Below are 17,852 nucleotides of genomic sequence, written 5' to 3'. Positions count from 1 at the left end.
GCTACGCCGGCTCCAGCTTGCCCTGCACCTCAAGCCATTCTTCCTCCAGCCCCGCCGTTTCCTTGGCGATGCTGGCCTGCTTGCGCTTGGCCCAGGCGATGTCCTGCGCTGAGTGCTTGGCATAGGTCGTGGGGTCGGACAGCCGCTTCTCGATCAGCTTGCCTTCCAGTTCCAGCCGCTGGAGCCGGGCCTCGATCTCCTTGGCCCGGGCGCGCAGCGGGGCGGCGGCGGCACGCGCCACCGCCTTGCCGCGGCGTTCCTCGCCCGCCTTGCCCGGGGCTTCCTTGGCCGCCGGACGGGTGCGGTCACCAAGCTGCGCCCGGTAATCCTCCAGATCGCCCTCGAACTTCGAGACCGTCCCATTCCCGACCAGCCAGAGCTGGTCCGCGACCAGCCCGACCAGATGCGGATCATGGCTGATGAGGATCACCGCGCCGCCGTAATCGGCCAGCGCCTTCACCAGCGCGTCGCGCGCATCGATGTCCAGATGGTTGGTCGGCTCGTCCAGGATCAGCAGATGCGGCGCCTCGCGCGTCGTCAGCGCCAGCAGCAGCCGCGCCTTCTCCCCGCCCGAGCACTCCTTGATCTTCGTGTTCACCCGCTCGGCATCCAGGCCGAAGCGCGCGAGCTGGGACCGGCATTGCTGCACGGTCGCGGCCGGCAGCGCCTCCTGCATATGCGTCAGCGGCGTGCCCTCGGGGTAGAGTTCCTCGGCCTGATGCTGCGCGAAATAGCCGATGCGCAGCCGCGGCGCGCGGATCACCTCGCCCGAAAGCGGCTCCATGCGACCCGCTATCAGCTTCGCGAACGTCGATTTGCCGTTGCCGTTGGCACCCAGCAGCGCGATCCGGTCATCCTGGTCGAGCCGGAAATCCAGCCCGCTGAGGATGACATTGTTGCCATAGCCCGCGACCGCGCGGCGCAGGCTCAGGATCGGCGGCGGTGCCTTGTCCGGCTCGGGGAAGGAGAAGCGGGTGACATGATCCTCGATCAGGCTCTCGACCTGCGGCATCTTCTCCAACTGCTTCAACCGGCTCTGCGCCTGGCGCGCCTTGCTGGCCTTGGCCCGGAAGCGATCGACGAAATCCTGCATATGCGCGCGTTCGGCGAGGATGCGGGTATTCGCCGCCGCCAACTGCACCGCGCGTTCCGCCCGCAGCCGCACGAATTCCGAGAAATTGCCGGAATAGGTGGTGATCTTGCCGCGATCCAGATGCGCGATCTGGTCCACGCAGCGCTCCAGCAACCCGCGGTCATGGCTGACCACGACGCAGGCGCCGGAGAATTTCGCGAGCCAGGCCTCCAGCCAGATCGTGGCTTCGAGGTCGAGATGGTTGGTCGGCTCGTCCAGCAGCAGCAGGTCGGGTTCCTGGAACAAGGCGCCGGCCAGCGACAGCCGCATCCGCCAGCCACCGGAGAACTCGCGCACCGAACGCATCTGCGCCGCAGAGTCGAAGCCGAGGCCCGCGAGCACCATCGCCGCGCGCGAGGGCGCGGCATCCGCGCCGATCGCGATCAGCCGGTCGTGGATCTCGCCGATGCGGGTCGGCTCATGGCAGGTCTCGGCCTCCTTGAGCAGCGAGGCGCGCTCGGTGTCGGCGGCCAGCACCGTCTCCAGCAGATTGTCGTCCGAAGCGGGCGCCTCCTGCTTCACCCGGCCCATGCGGGCGCGGGCGGCGATGAAGATCTCACCGCCATCGACCTGCAATTCGCCGGCGATTGCCTTGAGCAGCGTGGATTTGCCGGCACCATTACGGCCAACAAGGCCGATCTTGCGACCGGGATCGAGCGTCATGGACGCGTTTTCGAGCAGCGGACGTCCGGCAATGCGGATCGTCACGTCACGTAGGGCTAGGACCGTCATGGGCGGGCTTCTAGCCCAGCCCCGCGGTTTCGTCATGGGCCATGAAGACTTGCGGCCAAGACTTGCCTAAGCCACCGCCGCCGCCTAACGGGCGCCCACACCCCACACACCGGAGACCGCCCCATGGCCATCGAACGCACCTTCAGCATCCTCAAGCCCGACGCGACCCGCCGCAACCTGACCGGCAAGATCAATGCGAAGTTCGAGGAAGCCGGCCTGCGCATCGTCGCGAGCCGTCGCCTCCAGCTCAGCCGCGCCCAGGCCGAAACCTTCTATGGCGCCCATTCGGCGCGCGGCTTCTTCCAGGATCTGGTGGCCTTCATGATTTCCGGCCCCGTGGTCGTCCAGGTGCTGGAAGGCGAGAACGCCATCGCCCGCAACCGCGAGATCATGGGCGCGACCAACCCGGCGAACGCCGATGCCGGCACGATCCGCAAGGAATTCGCCGAGAGCATCGAGGCGAACAGCGTCCACGGCAGCGACAGCCCGGAAGCCGCCGCCGCCGAGATCGCCTATTTCTTCGCCGGCACCGACATCGTCGGCTGATGCCGCGTGGCGCCCCGGGCGATCAGCCCGGGGTGCCGCGTCTCAGCCCCACCCGGCGCGCGTCGCGCGCCTTAGCCCCAGAGGACGTAGAGCAGCACCAGGGTGAGCGCGATCGCGCCGATGCCCCAGGTGGCCGAGCGGGTGAAGGTTTCCCAGCCGGCGCGGCGGTTTTCCAGGATGTCATCCGAGGTGACTTCGGAGAATTCGACGTGCTGCGACAGTTCGGCCATGAAACATCTCCGGAAAACAGGGTCGGCGCGGGTTAGACGGGCCGGACGCGCCCTGCAAGAGGCAGCGCCACGGCTGGATTGGCGAGGCTAGCTTCGGCCCAGTCGAGGCCGGTCGCAACCACCCGCCCCGCTTCCAGCCGCACCCGCCCCGATGCCAGCCAGGCGAGTGCGGCCGGGTAGAGCCTGTGCTCCTCGGCCAGCACCCGGGCGGCGAGCGCCGCCTCGTCATCCCCCGGCAGGATCGGCACCGCGCATTGCGCGATGATCGGGCCCTCATCCACCCCGGCGGTCACGAAATGCACCGTGCAGCCATGCAGCCGCAGCCCGCCGGCCAGCGCGCGGGCATGGGTGTCGAGCCCCGGGAAGGCGGGGAGCAGCGAGGGGTGGATGTTGATCATCCGGCCCTCCCATTGCCGGGTATAGGCCTCGGTCAACACCCGCATGAAGCCGGCGAGCGCGATGAGGCCGATGCCATGGGCCTCAAGCCGCGCATGCATCGCCGCCTCGAACTCCGCGCGGCCGCGCCCCCGGCTTTCGACCACCGCGACCGGCACCCCCGCCGCCGCGGCCAGGGCCAGCCCGGCCGCATCCGCGCGGTTGGACAGCACGAGGCCGATTTCGGTGGGGTAGGACGGGTCGGCGGCGGCGGCGAGCAGGGCCGCCATGTTGCTGCCCCGCCCCGAGATCAGGACGGCCGTGCGCGGACGGCTCAAGCGGGCCAGCCGGCGGGGGGTGCCACGCGGACCACGGCCTCGCCCTCGGTCGCCTCGATATGGCCGATGACATGCACGGCCTCGCCGGATTCGGCGAGCAGGGCGCAGGCGGCATCGGCATCCCCGGCCGCGACCACGACGACCATGCCGATCCCGCAGTTGAACACGCGCAGCAGCTCCGGCGCGGCGATCCCGCCCGCGCGCGCCAGCCAGCCGAAGACCGGCGGCACCGGCCAGGCGGTGGCGTCCAGCACCGCCGCGGTGCCGGCCGGCAGCACGCGCGGCAGGTTCCCCGGCAGCCCGCCGCCGGTGATATGGGCCAGCGCCTTCACCAGCCCCGCGCGATGCAGCGTCAGCAGAGATTTCACATAGATCCGCGTGGGCGCCAGCAGCGCGGCGCCGAGCGACATTTCGGGCGCGAAGGGCGCGGGCGCCTCAAGCGCCACGCCGGCGAGCGCCAGCACCCGCCGCACCAGCGAGAAGCCGTTGGAATGCACGCCCGAACTGCCCAGGCCGAGGATCACATCCCCCGCCCCCACGGTGTCGCGCGGCAGCAGCGCGCCGCGTTCGGCCGCACCGACCGAAAAGCCCGCGAGATCGTAATCGCCCTTGGCATACATGCCCGGCATCTCGGCGGTCTCGCCGCCGACCAAAGCGCAGCCGGCCTGGCGGCAGCCCTCGGCGATGCCGGAGACGACCTGGGCGGCGGCGGCCACATCCAGCGCCCCGGTGGCGAAATAATCCAGGAAGAACAGCGGCTCGGCGCCCTGCACCACCAGATCGTTCACGCACATCGCGACAAGGTCGATGCCGACGGTGTCATGGATGCCGGCCTCGATCGCCAGCCGCAGCTTGGTGCCGACGCCATCCGTGGCGCTGACCAGCACCGGATCGGTGAAGCCGGCGGCCTTGAGGTCGAACAGCGCGCCGAAGCCACCGAGCCCGCCCATGGTCCCAGGCCGGTTGGTCGAGCGGGCGAGTGGCTTGATCGCCTCCACCAGAGCATCGCCAGCCGCGATATCCACCCCCGCGTCGCGATAGGTCAGGCTGTTCATGGAAGGGTCCGATCGGCTAGGAGTCTGGGGCAGCAAGGGGTGGCAGATGGATCACATTGGGCGCGGGCTCGCAACCGCAGTCGTGCTGGCAGGGCTTGCGGCCCCGGTGGTGACGCTTGCCCAGGCGCTGCCTCCGCCGGTGGCGACGGCAGCGCCGGCACCGAGCGGCTATTCCCAGACCGGCATCGCCGCCGAGGCCACGGCCGAAAACGCGGTGCTGGCCCGGGAAAACGGCCGCGCGGCGGCCAGCCGGTCCGCCTGGGCCAGGCTTGCGGCCGAAATGGGCCTGCCCCCGGCCACGGATTCGCAGATCGAGCAGATGATCGACAGCGTCATCGTGGAGCAGGAGCGCACCACCCGCACCAGCTACACCGGGCGGCTGACGGTGAACTTCAACCCGAGGCGGGTGCAGGCCTTCGCCGGCCGAGGCCCGTCCTCCCCCCCCGATCCCACCCTGGCGGGCACGCCTGCCTATGTGCCGGCGGCAAGCTACCTTGAGGTCACGACACAGTATTCCGGGATGCAGGAATGGCTGGAGCTGCGCCGCCGCCTGCTCGCCTCGGCCTCGGTGTCGCAGGTGGATGTGCTGACGATCTCGGTCGACCGGGCGCGGCTGCGCCTCGGGCTGCGGGTGCCGGCCGCGCAGGTCGCGCAGGATCTCGTGCCCGCCGGCCTCAGCCTCGCCCCTGGCGGGCGTCCTGGCGACGGATGGCGCGTCGGTCTTGCCGGGCGCCGCTGATCCGGGCCGTCCGCGGGAGGCATCGGCGGAGGCTGGTCCCTTCACCCTGCCGAATCTTATCACGCTCGCGCGGCTCTGCGCCGTGCCGGCGACCATCTGGCTTGTGCTGAACGGAAGTGGCGGGGCCGCTTTCCTGCTGTTCGTCGCCGCCGGGATTTCCGATGGCATCGACGGCTGGCTGGCACGCCGGCACAATTCACGCTCGGCGCTGGGGGCGATCATGGACCCGCTGGCCGACAAGGCGCTGCTGGTCTCGATCTATGTGACCCTGGCCATCACCAATGCGTTACCGGACTGGATCGCGATCCTGGTGGTGTTCCGCGACATCCTGATCGTGGGCGGGGTGCTGGCGCTGACCTGGGCGGGATCGCGCCCCCCGATCGAACCCATCCTGCTCTCCAAGGCCAATACGGTGGCCCAGATCGCATTGGCCGCCATGGCCTTGCTGGCGATGTGGAAGGGCTGGCCCGGGCCACAGGTGATCATGGCCATGGTCTGGCTCGTGGCGGCCACCACCGCGGCCTCCGGCGTCGCCTATGTCGCGGGGCAGTTGCGGCGATGAGTGGGCGCGTGACGATCCCGCCCCCCCCCGCGCGCCTGCCGCCGCCCGAGGCCGCGCCGCCGCCGCCGAACAACGGCGCGCGCACCGCCACCCGTTCGCAGCGCACCGCCTTGGTGCTGGGGGGGGCCGCGGCGCTGCTGGCGGCGCTCTGGCTGTTTTCGGCGATCCTGACGCCCTTCGTGCTGGCGGGGGTCATCGCCTATTTCCTGGACCCGCCGACGACGCGGCTGACCCGGCTCGGCATGCCCCGCAGCATCGCCGCCTTCCTGCTGCTGCTGTTGCTGCTGACCTTCGTCGCGGTGGCGGGGCTGCTGCTCTATCCGCTGCTGCTGTCGCAGATCGGCGTGCTGCTCGCGCGGCTTCCCGCCTATATCTCCACCATCGGCACCAAGCTGCGGGATGCGATGACGGCGCTGGAGGAGCAGCTCGGCCCCGATCTCGTCGATTCGCAGCTGCGGGAGCTGGCGGTCGGCCAGGTCGGCGCGGTGCTGTCCTATCTGGGCACCTCGGCGGCGCGCTTCGTCGGCGGCTCGATCCAGATCCTCAGCGTGTTCACGCTGCTGGTGGTGACGCCGGTCTGCGCCTTCTATTTGCTGCGGGACTGGCCGTTCATGATCGCGCGGCTGGAATCCTGGCTGCCGCGCCGCTCGGCCTCGGTGCTGCGGCGGCTGTCGCTGGATACCGATCGCGTGCTTTCGGCCTGGCTGCGGGGGCAGCTGATCTGCTGCGCGATCCTGGCGGCCTTCTATGCCGTGGCGCTGTCGGCGATCGGGCTGGAACTCGGGCTGCTGGTGGGGCTGCTGGCGGGGGTACTGTCCTTCATCCCCTATCTCGGCAGCATCACGGGCTTCGCCACCGCGATCCTGCTGGCGATGGGCCAATGGGGCACGGCCAATGGCGTCGGCCTCGTGGTGATGGTCTTCGTCTTCGGTCAGGTGGTCGAGGGCTACATCATCTACCCGCGCCTGCTCGGCGACCGGGTCGAACTGCATGCCGTCTGGGTGATTTTCGCGCTCTTTGCCGGGGGCGTGGCCTTTGGCTCGCTCGGCGTGCTGCTCGCGGTGCCGATGGCGGCGGCGATCGGGGTGGTCGCACGCTACTGGCTGCGGCGCTACCTCGCCAGCCCGCTGTATCTGGACCCGCCCCGGACCGGCACGTGACCCCGAGGCAGAGGAAGCCCACCGGGACCTTGCGGCCCCGGCAGGCGTTCACATCAGCGGGTGTTGCCGATGGCGCGGCCGGCGGCGGTGCCGGGCGGGTTGCCGGGCATGCCATCGGACTGCATCGGATAGGCGCCCGAGGTATTGGTACCGGCGGCGCGGTCGAGCGCGCGCTCGCTGGCGGTCCCGGGCGGGTTCGCGGCGGTGCCGTCCGACTGCGCCGGATAGGCGCCCGAGGCATTGGTGCCGACGACGCGGTCGGCGGCGCGGGTGCTCGCGGTCCCCGGCGGATCGACGTTGCGTGGGGCGCAGGCGGCGACGCCCAGCAGAGCCACGGCGGCGAGCATCGAAGTGCGGATCATCATGGGCGATCTCCTGAGTTGGCCGCCAAGGACGGCGGGCGTGGGGAGAGAACGCCGCGTTCGCCGTATCGTTGCGTGAGGCCGGTTGCATGATGCGACAATTGGCGCTGCCGCTGCCGGTGACCGAAGTGTTCCGCGCCGGCGACTTCCTGCCCGATGACAGCAATGCCGCCGCCCGGGCCTGGCTGGCGGACCCGGGCCGCTGGCCCATGGGTCGGCTCGCGCTCTATGGGCCGGCCGGCACCGGCAAGACGCATCTGCTGACCACCCATGCCGCGGCCCGTGGCTGGCGCCTGCTGGAGGGCAGCACGCTGCGCGGCATCCCCTCGCCCGCCGCCACCGCGCTCGACAATGCCGATCTGGTGCCGGAGGAGGCGGCGTTGTTCCACCTCATCAATGCCTGCGCCGAGGCCAGGCTGCCGCTGCTGCTGGCGGGGCGCGAGCCGCCCGCGCGCTGGGCGGTCACCCTGCCCGACCTCGCCAGCCGGCTGCGCGCGACCACGGCGGTGGCGTTGCAGGAGCCGTCGGACGAGCTGCTGGCCGCCCTGCTGGCACGGCATTTCGCCACGCGCGGCCTGCTCGTCGATGCCGGCGTGCAGGACTGGCTGCTGGCCCGCCTGCCGCGCGAGGCCCAGGCGGTGGCCGAGGCCGCGGCCCGGCTGGACCGCGCCGCTTTGGCCGCCGGGCGGCGGGTGACGCGGGGGCTGGCGCGCGAGACCTTGGACGGCTGGGCGGGCTTTGGCGAGGATTGCGCCGCTGATGACGGTTTTCTGGCAATCGAACCAACGCCCTCCCCGGCCAGGGCCATGCTGCTGTAACCTCCCCGGCATGAACGTGATCCCCACGGCCCCCGCGGCCTGCCCCTCCGATGTCGCCATCGCGCCCGCGCCGATCACGCTGCCCGGCCGGTTCATCAACCGCGAACTGTCCTGGCTCGCCTTCAACGAGCGGGTGCTGGAGGAAGCGGCCAATTCGCGCCACCCGCTGCTGGAGCGGCTGCGCTTCGTCGCGATCTCCGCCTCCAACCTCGACGAGTTCTATTCCGTCCGGGTCGCCGGGCTGATCGGGCAGGAGCGGGCGGGGCTGACCACCGTCTCCGCCGATGGCTTCACCCCGACCCAGACCCTGGCCGCCGTGAATGCCCGCGCCGCCCTGCTGATCGAGGCACAGCAATCGGCCTGGCAGGATGTGCGGCGGTTGCTGCGCGAGGCCGGGGTCACGCTCTGCGAGCCGGATGAGCTGACCAGCGATGATGCCGACTGGCTGGACCGCTGGTTCATGGACCGGGTCTTCCCGGTGCTGACGCCGCTCGCGGTCGATCCCGCGCATCCCTTCCCCTTCATCCCGAACCTCGCGCTCTGCATGGTGCTGAAGCTGGTGCGGGAGGAGGATGGCGGGGTGATGCGGGCCCTCTGCCCGCTGCCGCCGCAGGTGGACCGCTTCATCCGCCTGCCCTCCGAGCCCGGCGGCGCCATCCGCTTCCTGCTGCTGGACGATCTGGTGGCGATGAACCTGCCCCGGCTCTTCCCCGGCTTCATCACCGCCGAGCGGGGGCTGTTCCGCCTGATCCGCGACACCGATGTGGAGTTCGAGGAAGAGGCCGAGGATCTGGTCCGCTCCTATGAGGACGCGCTGAAACGCCGCCGCCGCGGCCGCGCCATCCGGCTGTTCGTGACCAGCGGCACGCCCGCCGACATGCGTGCCTTCATCACGCATGAGGTGGATGTCGCCCCCTCCGGCATGTTCATGGTGGATGGGCTGCTCGGCCTGTCCGACCTGTCGCAGATGATCGTGGACGACCGGCCGGACCTGCTGTTCACCCCCTATACCCCGCGCTTCCCCGAGCGGATCCTGGACTTCGGCGGCGATTGCTTCGCCGCGATCGCGGCCAAGGACATCGTGGTCCACCACCCCTTCGAATCCTTCGACGTGGTGGTGCAGTTCCTGCGCCAGGCGGCGCGCGACCCGAATGTGGTCGCGATCAAGCAGACGCTCTACCGCACCTCACGCGACAGCCCGATCGCCCGCGCGCTGATCGAGGCGGCCGAGGCCGGCAAATCCGTGACCGCCATGGTCGAGCTGAAGGCGCGCTTCGACGAGGAGCGCAACATCGCCCTCTCGCGCGAGCTGGAGGCGGCAGGGGTGCAGGTGGTCTATGGCTTCGTCGAGCTGAAGACCCATGCCAAGGTCTCGCTGGTGGTGCGGCGGGAGCGCGACGGCCTGCGCTCCTATGCCCATTTCGGCACCGGCAACTACCACCCGATCACCGCCAGGATCTACACCGACCTGTCCTTCTTCACCGCCGACCGGGCGCTGACGCAGGATGCGGCGCGGCTGTTCAACTACATGACCGGCTATGCGCGGCCGGAGAAGATGCGCTCCCTCGCCTTCGCGCCGCTGACCATCCGCCCGGCGCTGATGGGGCTGATCGAGCAGGAGACCCGCTTCGCCGAGGAGGGCAAGCCGGCCGGCATCTGGCTGAAGGTGAACTCCCTGGTCGATGAATCGCTGATCGACGCGCTTTACCGGGCCAGCATCGCCGGCGTTCAGATCGAATGCGTGGTCCGCGGCATCTGCTGCCTGCGCCCCGGCGTACCCGGCCTGTCCGAGAACATCCACGTCAAATCCATCATCGGGCGCTTCCTGGAACATGCCCGCATCTGCGTCTTCGGCAATGGCCACAAGCTGCCGAGCCGCCGCGCCCGCGTCTTCATCGGCAGCGCGGACTGGATGGCGCGCAATATGGACTGGCGGGTCGAGACCATGGTCCCGGTCGAGAACCCGACCGTGCATGCCCAGATCCTCGATCAGATCATGGTGCTGAACCTGCAGGACACCGCGCAATCCTGGACGCTCGACTCGGAGGGGGTTTACACCCGCCTCGACCCGGGGGAGCACCCGGTTTCGGCGCATGAGTATTTCATGACAAATCCCTCCCTTTCCGGCCGTGGCAGCGCGTTGAAGCGCCCCGCCCGCACCGCGATCCGCCGCAAGCAGGACCGGGTCCAGCAGGATTGACCCATTCGCTGTCCGTCCTGGCCGGGGAGTCCTGCCGGGAGCATGAGTCGCAGCAGCGCTGCGGTGTCGTCGATCTGGGGTCGAACTCCGTCCGCCTCGTGGTCTTCGAGGGACGCAGCCGCAACCCGGTGGCCGTCTTCAACGAAAAAGCGGTGCTCGGCCTCGGCCGCGGCCTCACCACCACCGGGATGTTGAACGAGGACGCGGTGGAGCAGGCGGTGACCGTGCTCTCCCGCTACCGCACCATCGCGCGCGCGATGGGCGCCGACCCGATGGAGGTGCTGGCGACCGCCGCGGTGCGCGACGCCCAGAATGGCCCCGCCTTCGTCTCCCGGCTCGAACGCATGCTGCCGGGCATGCCGATCCATATCCTGGCGGGGCAGGAGGAGGGGCGGCTGTCCGCCGATGGCGTGCTGCTCGGCTTTCCGGGCGCCGATGGCATACTGGGCGACCTCGGCGGCGGTTCGCTGGAGCTGGTGGAGCTGTCCGGCGGCCATTCGGGGGAGGTGGCGAGCCTGCCGCTGGGCGCCATCCGCCTGGCCGACCGCGCCGACAATGACACCGCCCGCGCCCGCGCTTTGGCCGAGGCCGATCTGGCGACCGTCCCCTTCCTCGCCCATGGCGCCGGGCGGGACCTGTATCTGGTGGGCGGCGCCTGGCGCGCGCTTGCGCGCATGCATATGGCGCAGACCGCCTATCCGCTCTCGATCGTGCATCATTATGTGCTGCGGCGGGAGGAGGCGCGCGACCTTGCCTCCGTCGTCACCGCAGCGACGCGACGCACCCTGGAACGCATGCCGGGCGCGCCCGCCAAGCGCGTGCAGGACCTGCCCTTCGCGGCCGTGGTGCTGCGCCGGCTGCTGCGGGCGACCGGGGCGCGGCGGGTGGTGTTCAGCGCCAATGGGCTGCGCGAGGGCTGGTATGCGCGGCTGCTGCCCGCCGCCCAGCGCGCGCTGGACCCGCTGCCCGAGGCCGCGCGGGAACTCGCCGACCGCTTCGGCCGCGACCGGCACATGCCCCAGGCGCTGGCCGCCTGGACCGCGCCGATTTTTGGCGATGAGGAGCCGGCCAGCGCGGCGATGCGCGAAGCCGCCTGCGCACTGTCCGACACCGGCAGCCACGACCATCCGGACTACCGTGCCGAGCAGGCCTTCTGGCGCGTGCTGCGCCAGCCCGGGGTGGGGCTGGACCACCACACCCGCGCCTTCCTCGCGCTGGCGACGGCGCTCCGCTACGAGGCCGAGGCGGATGCCCCCTTCCTGACCACGGCCCGGGTGCTGCTGGATACCGCGGCGGTGCGGCGGGCGGAGGCCTTGGGCTCGGCGCTGCGGCTTGCCTATACGCTGTCGGGCGGGACCACGGCGCTGCTGGCCGGTACCTCGCTGACGCGCAGCGATGGGCGGCTGACCCTGCGGCTCACCGAGGGGACCGGCGTCTTCGCGGGCGAGAGCGTGCTGCGGCGGCTGGAGACGCTGGCGGCGGCGCTGGGGGCGCAGGCGTCGGTGGTGGTGGGCTAGGCGCGCCCGGCTTCAGCCGGTCGGCCCACCCATGTCCTCGGTCACGCTCAGCAGCCCCAGGTCATCCGCCGAATAGGGCCGCGGCAGCCGGGCATTGTCGAAGGCGGCGCGGAGCCGTTCGGCCCAGGCGCGGGTCATTTTCCCGCCCGCGCCGAATTTCGGCGTGTTCAGCGCGCGCGAGGTGCAGACGAGGCGGAAGACCATCGGCCCCGTCGGGCGCAGCGACGTGGGTGTCTGCGTGTCCTGCACCGGGCCGATCCAGACCGTAAAGCCCACGAAGCGGCTGTAGGTGTCGCCATGGGGCCCGGCTGGGGCCGGGATGCCGCCCACGCGCCGGGCGATCTGCTCGTGGGAGACCTCGCCCTGCCAATCCGGGTCCATATGGGTGATGGGTTCCACATGCCGCGGCGGTCCCGGGACTGACATCGAGCGTCCACGGTGGCCGCCCGGCGGGAGCGGCCGGGCCGGCGTATCCTCGATCAGGGGCGAGCCGGCCGGCAGGCCGCCGGGGAAGCGTGACGTCGGATAGCCGTCGCCGTGACGGCTGAAGGTCCGGTCGCCGCCGTCATAGGCCTCATCGGCCAAAGGATGGATGGTGATCTCGCCCGTCCGCACGTTCACGACCCCGCTGAACGCATTGTTCACGGTGCCGCGCTGCAGCAGCACGAGGGATCGCTCATTCAGGTGGAAATGCGCCGGCAGCGCGGGGCCGGCATGGCCGCCGACCGGCGCGCAGGCCGGGCGCTCATCGATGACCGCACCGCAGGCCTGGCCCGTCCTGGTGCGGAGGGGGGCGATATGGCCGTCGCCCCGCTGCCGCTTGCTGGGCGGGTCATCGCCGCGGCCAGTGGTCGAGCTGGAACTGGAGGATGCTGACATGCCGGGCCCCGCCCCGCCCCGTATGGGCGATACGCAAGCTTCGCGGCACGGCCTCAAAGCGCAAGTGAATTCCGACGTGAATTACCCGTCTTGGTTGTGCCGGACGATCGGCCTCACGCCGCCGGGATCAGCCGCACCTTTCGCCCATCCACGCCCAGCGCCAGCTTGCCGGACTTCAGCGCCATCGCATCCTCGCCGAACACCACCCGGCGCCAGCCATGCAGGGCGGCGACATCGGGGTTGGGCTCGGCCGCCAGCCGTTCCAGATCCTCCGAATTGGCGATCAGACGCGGGGCCACGTCATGCTGCTCGGCCTTGGAGGCCAGCAGCACCTTCAGAAGTGCGACCAGCGCCGGTGAGGCGGGCGGGCCGCTGTGGCGCTCGCGCGGGGCCTCGGGCAGCGCGTCTTCCGGCAAGGCGGCGGCTTCCGCGATCGCGGCCAGCAAAGCCAGGCCGGATTTGCCGCGGGCGAAGCCCTCGCTGATCCCCCGCGCGCGGGCCAGTTCGGCGGCATCCGCGGGCGCGCTGGCGGCGATCTCCAGCAGGGTCTCGTCGCGCACCAGGCGCTGGCGGGGGATGTTCACCCGCTGCGCCTCGCGTTCCCGCCAGGCGGCGGCGGCGCGCAGCATGCCGAGGTAGCGGCGGTTGCCGGTGCGCGGCTTCAACCGCGCCCAGGCCTCATCGGGTTCGGTGCGATAGGTCGCGGGATCGTCCAGCGCGGCCATCTCGGCCTTCACCCAGTCGACCCGGCCTTCGCTCTCCAGCCGTTCCACCAGCGCGCCATAGACCCGGCGCAGATGGGTGACGTCGGCGGCGGCATAGGCGACCTGGGCGGCCGAAAGCGGCCGCGCCGACCAGTCGGAAAAACGGTGCGCCTTGTCGATCGAGGCCCCGGCCAGGGCGCGGACCAGGCTGTCATAGCTTGCCTGGTCACCGAACCCCGCGACCATGGCCGCGACCTGGGTGTCGAACATCGGCTTGGGCACCGCGCCGTAGCGCAGCAGGAAGATTTCGACATCCTGCCGGGCGGCGTGGAACACCTTCACCACGCTCTCATCGGCCAGCAGCGCGCCGAGCGGCAGCAGGTCCAGCCCCTCCGCCTGGGCATCGACGACGGCGGTATCATGCGCCCCGCCGAGCTGGACGACGCACAACTCGGGCCAATAGGTCCGTTCGCGCATGAATTCGGTGTCCACGGTCACGAACGGCTCCTGGCGCAGCCGCTCGCAGAGCGCGGCCAGGGCGTCGGTCGTGGTGATCAGGACGGGGGTGGGGTCGGTTTGGGGGGGGCGACGGGACATGTGGGCACGCTTGTATCCGCCCCAAGCCCGCGCGGGAAGGCTTCGGGGTTGACAGACCGGCCCCGGGATCGCTTGAGACGGCGGTCTTTCGATCCGGGATTGTCGCCGATGCACGCCTATCGCACCCATACCTGCGGCGCCCTGCGCGCTTCCGATGCCGGCGCGCCCGCCCGGCTGTCGGGCTGGGTGCATCGCAAGCGGGACCATGGCGGGCTCGTCTTCGTCGATCTGCGCGACCATTACGGGCTGACCCAATGCGTCATCCCGACCGGCAGCCCGGTCTTCGACATCATCGACAAGCTGCGCCCGGAAAGCGTCATCACCGTCACCGGCGATGTGGTCGCGCGGGAGGGCAACACGGTGAACCCGAACCTGCCGACCGGGGCGATCGAGCTGCGGGTGCATGAGGTGCATGTGCAATCGGCCGCCGAGGTGCTGCCGATCCAGGTCGCGGGCGAACAGCAGTTCCCCGAGGACCTGCGCCTGCGCTACCGCTTCCTGGACCTGCGGCGGGAGCGGCAGCACCGCAACCTGATGCTGCGCTCCAAGGTCATCGCCTCGATCCGCAGCCGCATGGTCGCCCAGGGCTTCACCGAGTTCCAGACCCCGCTGCTGACCGCCAGCAGCCCGGAGGGTGCGCGCGACTTCCTGGTGCCCGCCCGGCTGCATCCCGGGAAATTCTACGCGCTGCCGCAGGCGCCGCAGATGTTCAAGCAGTTGGCCATGGTCGCGGGCTTCGACCGCTATTTCCAGATCGCGCCCTGTTTCCGCGACGAGGCCTCCCGCGCCGACCGCAGTCCGGGCGAGTTCTACCAACTCGATTTCGAGATGAGCTTCGTCACCCAGGAAGACGTGTTCGCCGCCATCGAGCCGGTGCTGGCCGGGGTCTTCGAGGAATTCTCGGACGCCACGGGCACCAAGCGCGACGTGACGCCCGACCCCTTCCCCCGCATCCCCTATGCGGATTCGATGCTGCGCTTCGGCAGCGACAAGCCCGATCTGCGCAACCCGATCCGCCTGTCGGATGTGACCGAAGCCTTCCGGGACAGCTCCTTCGGCCTCTTCGCCCGCGCGGTCGCGGCCGGCGGCGTGGTGCGGGCGATCCCGGCGCCGGGGGCGGCGGGCAAGCCGCGCTCCTTCTTCGATGGCATGAACGAATGGGCGCGGGAGCAGGGGGCGGGTGGCCTCGGCTACATCGCCTTCGACGGGGCGGAAGCGAAGGGCCCCATCGCCAAGAACCTTCAGCCGGAGCGCATCGCCGCCCTGCGCGCCGAATGCGGGCTGAAGGACGGCGATGCCGTCTTCTTCGCCGCCGGGCCGGAGGTCGCCGCGGTGCGGCTGGCCGGTCAGGCGCGGACCAAGCTCGGCACTGATCTGGGGCTGATCGAGGCCGATTGCTTCCGCTTCTGCTGGGTCACCGACTTCCCGATGTATGAGAAGGATGAGGAAACCGGCCGCATCGACTTCAGCCACAACCCCTTCTCGATGCCGCAGGGCGGCATGGCGGCGCTGATGGAGCAGGACCCGCTGACCATCAACGCCTACCAATACGACATTGTGTGCAACGGTATCGAATTGTCCTCGGGCGCGATCCGGAACCACCGCCCGGAGATCATGATCAAGGCCTTCGAGATCGCCGGCTACACCGCCGAGCAGGTCGAGGCGCGCTTCGGCGGCATGCTCAACGCCTTCCGCTACGGCGCGCCGCCGCATGGCGGTTCGGCCCCGGGGATCGACCGGATCGTCATGTTGCTGGCCGATGAGCCGAACATCCGCGAGGTCGTGCTGTTCCCGATGAACCAGCAGGCCGAGGATCTGATGATGGGCGCCCCCGCGCCGGTCGAGGACATCCGGATGAAGGAGCTTTCGCTGCGCTGGGTGCTGCCGCCCGCGAAGGGCTGATGCAAACGGGGCCGTGAGCGGGGGTGCAGCGGGAGGGCCAAGACACTAGGTTGGGCCGATGACCATGTCTGGAGCCCTGCCCATGTTGCGCCGTCCCTTGCTCGCCCTTGCCGTCGCGGCCCTGTCGGCGGTGCCGGCCTGGTCCCAGACGTCACCCGTGGCGGCCACGGCGCCCGCCCCCCGGGTGGCCGGCGTGGCCATTGCGGGCAGCGAGGCCCTCGCCCCGCACCGGGCCGCCTATAATCTGGTGCTGGAGCATGTGCGGGAGCGCAGCCAGGTGCGCAGCGCCAAGGGCGCGATGCTGTTCGAGGTGGCGGATGCCTGCGAGGGCTGGGCGACGCGGCAGCGGCTGACCATGACGCTGACGGATTCGCAGGGCAACGACGTCGAGACCAGCTCGGACTACTCCACCTATGAATCCAAGGATGGGCGGCAGTTGCGCTTCTCGATGGTGCAGTCCTCGCAGGGGGCGGTGAGCAACCGCATCGCCGGCACCGCCGAGCTTCAGGCCGATGGCAGCGGCACCGTCACCTATACCGAGCCCACCGAGAAGACCGAGCCTCTGACCCCCGGCACCCTGCTGCCGATGCTGCACACGCTGCGCGCCATCCAGCTTGCGCGTGGGGACGGACGGCTGCTGAGCGTGCCGCTGTTCGACGGCACCACCGAGGATGGCGCCCAGGACAGCACCACCATCGTCGCCGGCTGGTCGGGGCCGCAGGCGAATGAGCGTTTCCCGCCGCTGGCGCCGCTGGCCTCAGGCCGGATGCGGATCGCCTTCTTCAGCCACACCAATACGAATGGCGGCGGGGCGAGCGCGCCGGATTACGAGGTCGGGCTGCGTTACTACGAGAATGGTGTAGCCGATGAGCTGTCGATGGACTTCGGCGATTTCACCATGGGGGGCCAATTGGCCGAGCTTGTGATCCTGCCCAGCGGCTGCTGAACGCGCCTGGGTTCCGAAAGAAGACCGAGGGGATTTTTCTCTCGGTCTTTACTTTAGAGTAAGTTGGGCCGCAGCCGCGATGCCAATGGCGGCATGTCTTGGCAGGTCAGGCTGTGCCGCGACCAGCCTCCTGGCAAGATGCCGTCGCCCTGCACCGGAGGAATTGACCGGCCGTGACGATCGAAATGCTTGTCGATGGGCTTGGAAGAGGATTACCGTCAGTCAATGAACAAAATCGGCGTCTGTTCAGGTAAATTTGATCAATGCCTTGTACGCACGTCGGAGGAATGACGATGGACCCCAGGCTCGCACGAGAGATCGTGGACTGCGCGCGAGATATATTCGACAAAAAAACAACAAACAAGTTGTATGGCAACGTCCGCAAGGTTCGTCCGGAAATGATCACTAACGACCGGATAGATCTCGACAACGACCGCATGACAGTTGAAGCATTCAGCGCCGAGAATGATGTCAATGTGACCATTGACCGGAAGCGGGAATTGAAAAAGGCGGTCAATCGGTACGAGACACGGGCGGCGTCCAAAGCAGACAATTTACGTGACAAAAATATCTATTTTTCTACCGCATATGAGAGAGGAAAGTCCATCGAAGAGAGGTGGATCAGGGGCGAGAGCCTGGCTGGAAATTGCGCTGAACAATCGGATATGGCGGCGTTCCTGGCGATAAAATGGGACAATACCGTCCGAGACCTTACCTATATTGCGGAATTAGATGACCCCGCGGACCATGTGTTCTGCGTCATCCTTAGAAGAAGGGACCCGCCGAGTTGGCGAAACGTGGCGGAGATGATCCAGGGCTGTGTGGATTCCCAAGCGTTTGTCCTGGATCCCTGGATGAATTTCTCTTGTTACGCAGCCAGTTATAACAGCATGGCCTCTGCCAAGATGGGCAAATGGTTGAGCGAGGGAAAACGAATAAACTGGGGAGGTAAAACACAGAATGCGCCTGGCTGGTACCAGCCAGGCGGAGACTATCTTGAGTGTTTCCTTCATGCACGCCTTGATTTCAAGAAGGCGGTATAACCGTCACCGCCCCTT

17 protein-coding genes are annotated in these 17,852 nt (G+C 69.3%); 10 read left to right on the top strand and 7 right to left on the bottom strand.

The annotated features are described in order from the left end of the window. Position 1 precedes the first annotated feature (1 nt). Positions 2-1,864 (bottom strand): ABC-F family ATP-binding cassette domain-containing protein, encoded by a 1,863-nt coding sequence (locus tag C8P66_RS16500; protein WP_111399374.1) that lies wholly within the window; start codon positions 1,862-1,864, stop codon positions 2-4. Between the two features lie 123 nt (positions 1,865-1,987). Between C8P66_RS16500 and ndk the strand changes: the two genes are divergently transcribed. Next, on the top strand, positions 1,988-2,410 hold the full coding sequence (gene ndk, locus C8P66_RS16495; protein ID WP_111399373.1) for a nucleoside-diphosphate kinase: 423 nt from the start codon (positions 1,988-1,990) through the stop codon (positions 2,408-2,410). Between the two features lie 71 nt (positions 2,411-2,481). Here the strand turns inward: ndk and C8P66_RS16490 are convergent, their stop codons facing one another. The 3 genes from C8P66_RS16490 to purM are packed head-to-tail and all read right to left on the bottom strand — an operon-like array spanning position 2,482 to position 4,408. Beyond that, positions 2,482-2,640, bottom strand: coding sequence for a preprotein translocase subunit SecE (locus C8P66_RS16490; protein ID WP_111399372.1), 159 nt, complete (start codon positions 2,638-2,640; stop codon positions 2,482-2,484). A 32-nt stretch (positions 2,641-2,672) separates the two neighbouring features. Beyond that, entirely contained in the window at positions 2,673-3,353 is a 681-nt protein-coding gene (gene purN, locus C8P66_RS16485; protein ID WP_211314175.1) for a phosphoribosylglycinamide formyltransferase, read from the bottom strand. Then, positions 3,350-4,408 carry a phosphoribosylformylglycinamidine cyclo-ligase gene (gene purM, locus C8P66_RS16480; protein WP_111399370.1) on the bottom strand — a complete coding sequence of 353 codons (1,059 nt, stop codon included), beginning with the start codon at positions 4,406-4,408 and terminating at the stop codon, positions 3,350-3,352. Before purM ends, purN begins: the two co-directional genes overlap by 4 nt. A gap of 82 nt (positions 4,409-4,490) precedes the next feature. On the opposite strand from purM, the gene C8P66_RS16475 reads away from it, so the two are divergent. From C8P66_RS16475 to C8P66_RS16465, 3 genes are read left to right on the top strand one after another with little or no spacing between them, the layout of a single operon-like run. Then, positions 4,491-5,147 (top strand): hypothetical protein, encoded by a 657-nt coding sequence (locus C8P66_RS16475; RefSeq protein ID WP_158537278.1) that lies wholly within the window; start codon positions 4,491-4,493, stop codon positions 5,145-5,147. After that, positions 5,131-5,709 (top strand): CDP-alcohol phosphatidyltransferase family protein, encoded by a 579-nt coding sequence (locus C8P66_RS16470; RefSeq protein ID WP_111399368.1) that lies wholly within the window; start codon positions 5,131-5,133, stop codon positions 5,707-5,709. The genes C8P66_RS16475 and C8P66_RS16470 overlap by 17 nt, the downstream gene beginning before the upstream one ends. Before the next feature lie 8 nt (positions 5,710-5,717). Next, positions 5,718-6,869 carry an AI-2E family transporter gene (locus C8P66_RS16465; protein ID WP_245903614.1) on the top strand — a complete coding sequence of 384 codons (1,152 nt, stop codon included), beginning with the start codon at positions 5,718-5,720 and terminating at the stop codon, positions 6,867-6,869. A 53-nt stretch (positions 6,870-6,922) separates the two neighbouring features. Here C8P66_RS16465 and C8P66_RS16460 read toward each other — a convergent pair whose 3' ends face one another. Then, the gene (locus tag C8P66_RS16460; RefSeq protein WP_111399366.1) at positions 6,923-7,234 is read right to left on the bottom strand and encodes a hypothetical protein; all 312 of its coding nucleotides are present in this window, start codon (positions 7,232-7,234) and stop codon (positions 6,923-6,925) included. Positions 7,235-7,320: 86 nt separating this feature from the next. Here C8P66_RS16460 and C8P66_RS16455 point away from each other — a divergent pair, with 86 nt between their 5' ends. From C8P66_RS16455 to C8P66_RS16445, 3 genes are read left to right on the top strand one after another with little or no spacing between them, the layout of a single operon-like run. After that, the gene (locus tag C8P66_RS16455) at positions 7,321-8,049 is read left to right on the top strand and encodes an HdaA/DnaA family protein (RefSeq protein ID WP_146422910.1); all 729 of its coding nucleotides are present in this window, start codon (positions 7,321-7,323) and stop codon (positions 8,047-8,049) included. A 10-nt stretch (positions 8,050-8,059) separates the two neighbouring features. Continuing rightward, the gene (locus tag C8P66_RS16450) at positions 8,060-10,249 is read left to right on the top strand and encodes an RNA degradosome polyphosphate kinase (RefSeq protein WP_111399364.1); all 2,190 of its coding nucleotides are present in this window, start codon (positions 8,060-8,062) and stop codon (positions 10,247-10,249) included. Further along, the gene (locus C8P66_RS16445) at positions 10,246-11,766 is read left to right on the top strand and encodes a Ppx/GppA family phosphatase (RefSeq protein ID WP_245903613.1); all 1,521 of its coding nucleotides are present in this window, start codon (positions 10,246-10,248) and stop codon (positions 11,764-11,766) included. The genes C8P66_RS16450 and C8P66_RS16445 overlap by 4 nt, the downstream gene beginning before the upstream one ends. A 12-nt stretch (positions 11,767-11,778) precedes the next feature. Here C8P66_RS16445 and C8P66_RS16440 read toward each other — a convergent pair whose 3' ends face one another. After that, positions 11,779-12,645, bottom strand: coding sequence for a hypothetical protein (locus C8P66_RS16440; RefSeq protein ID WP_111399363.1), 867 nt, complete (start codon positions 12,643-12,645; stop codon positions 11,779-11,781). Positions 12,646-12,758: 113 nt separating this feature from the next. Next, positions 12,759-13,946 (bottom strand): ribonuclease D, encoded by a 1,188-nt coding sequence (gene rnd, locus C8P66_RS16435; protein ID WP_111399362.1) that lies wholly within the window; start codon positions 13,944-13,946, stop codon positions 12,759-12,761. A 108-nt stretch (positions 13,947-14,054) separates the two neighbouring features. Between rnd and aspS the strand changes: the two genes are divergently transcribed. From aspS to C8P66_RS23595, 3 genes are all read left to right on the top strand, one after another. After that, entirely contained in the window at positions 14,055-15,848 is a 1,794-nt protein-coding gene (gene aspS / locus C8P66_RS16430; RefSeq protein ID WP_111399361.1) for an aspartate--tRNA ligase, read from the top strand. Positions 15,849-15,930: 82 nt separating this feature from the next. Then, positions 15,931-16,794, top strand: a complete 864-nt coding sequence (locus tag C8P66_RS16425; protein ID WP_111399360.1) for an EipB family protein — start codon at positions 15,931-15,933, stop codon at positions 16,792-16,794. 293 nt (positions 16,795-17,087) lie between these two features. Further along, positions 17,088-17,837, top strand: a complete 750-nt coding sequence (locus C8P66_RS23595; RefSeq protein WP_146422908.1) for a hypothetical protein — start codon at positions 17,088-17,090, stop codon at positions 17,835-17,837. Positions 17,838-17,852: the final 15 nt, after the last annotated feature.

The sequence above is a fragment of the Humitalea rosea genome (genome assembly GCF_003253705.1).
In the GTDB taxonomy this organism is placed as follows: domain Bacteria; phylum Pseudomonadota; class Alphaproteobacteria; order Acetobacterales; family Acetobacteraceae; genus Humitalea; species Humitalea rosea.
This window is presented reverse-complemented; position numbering and strand designations above follow the sequence as displayed.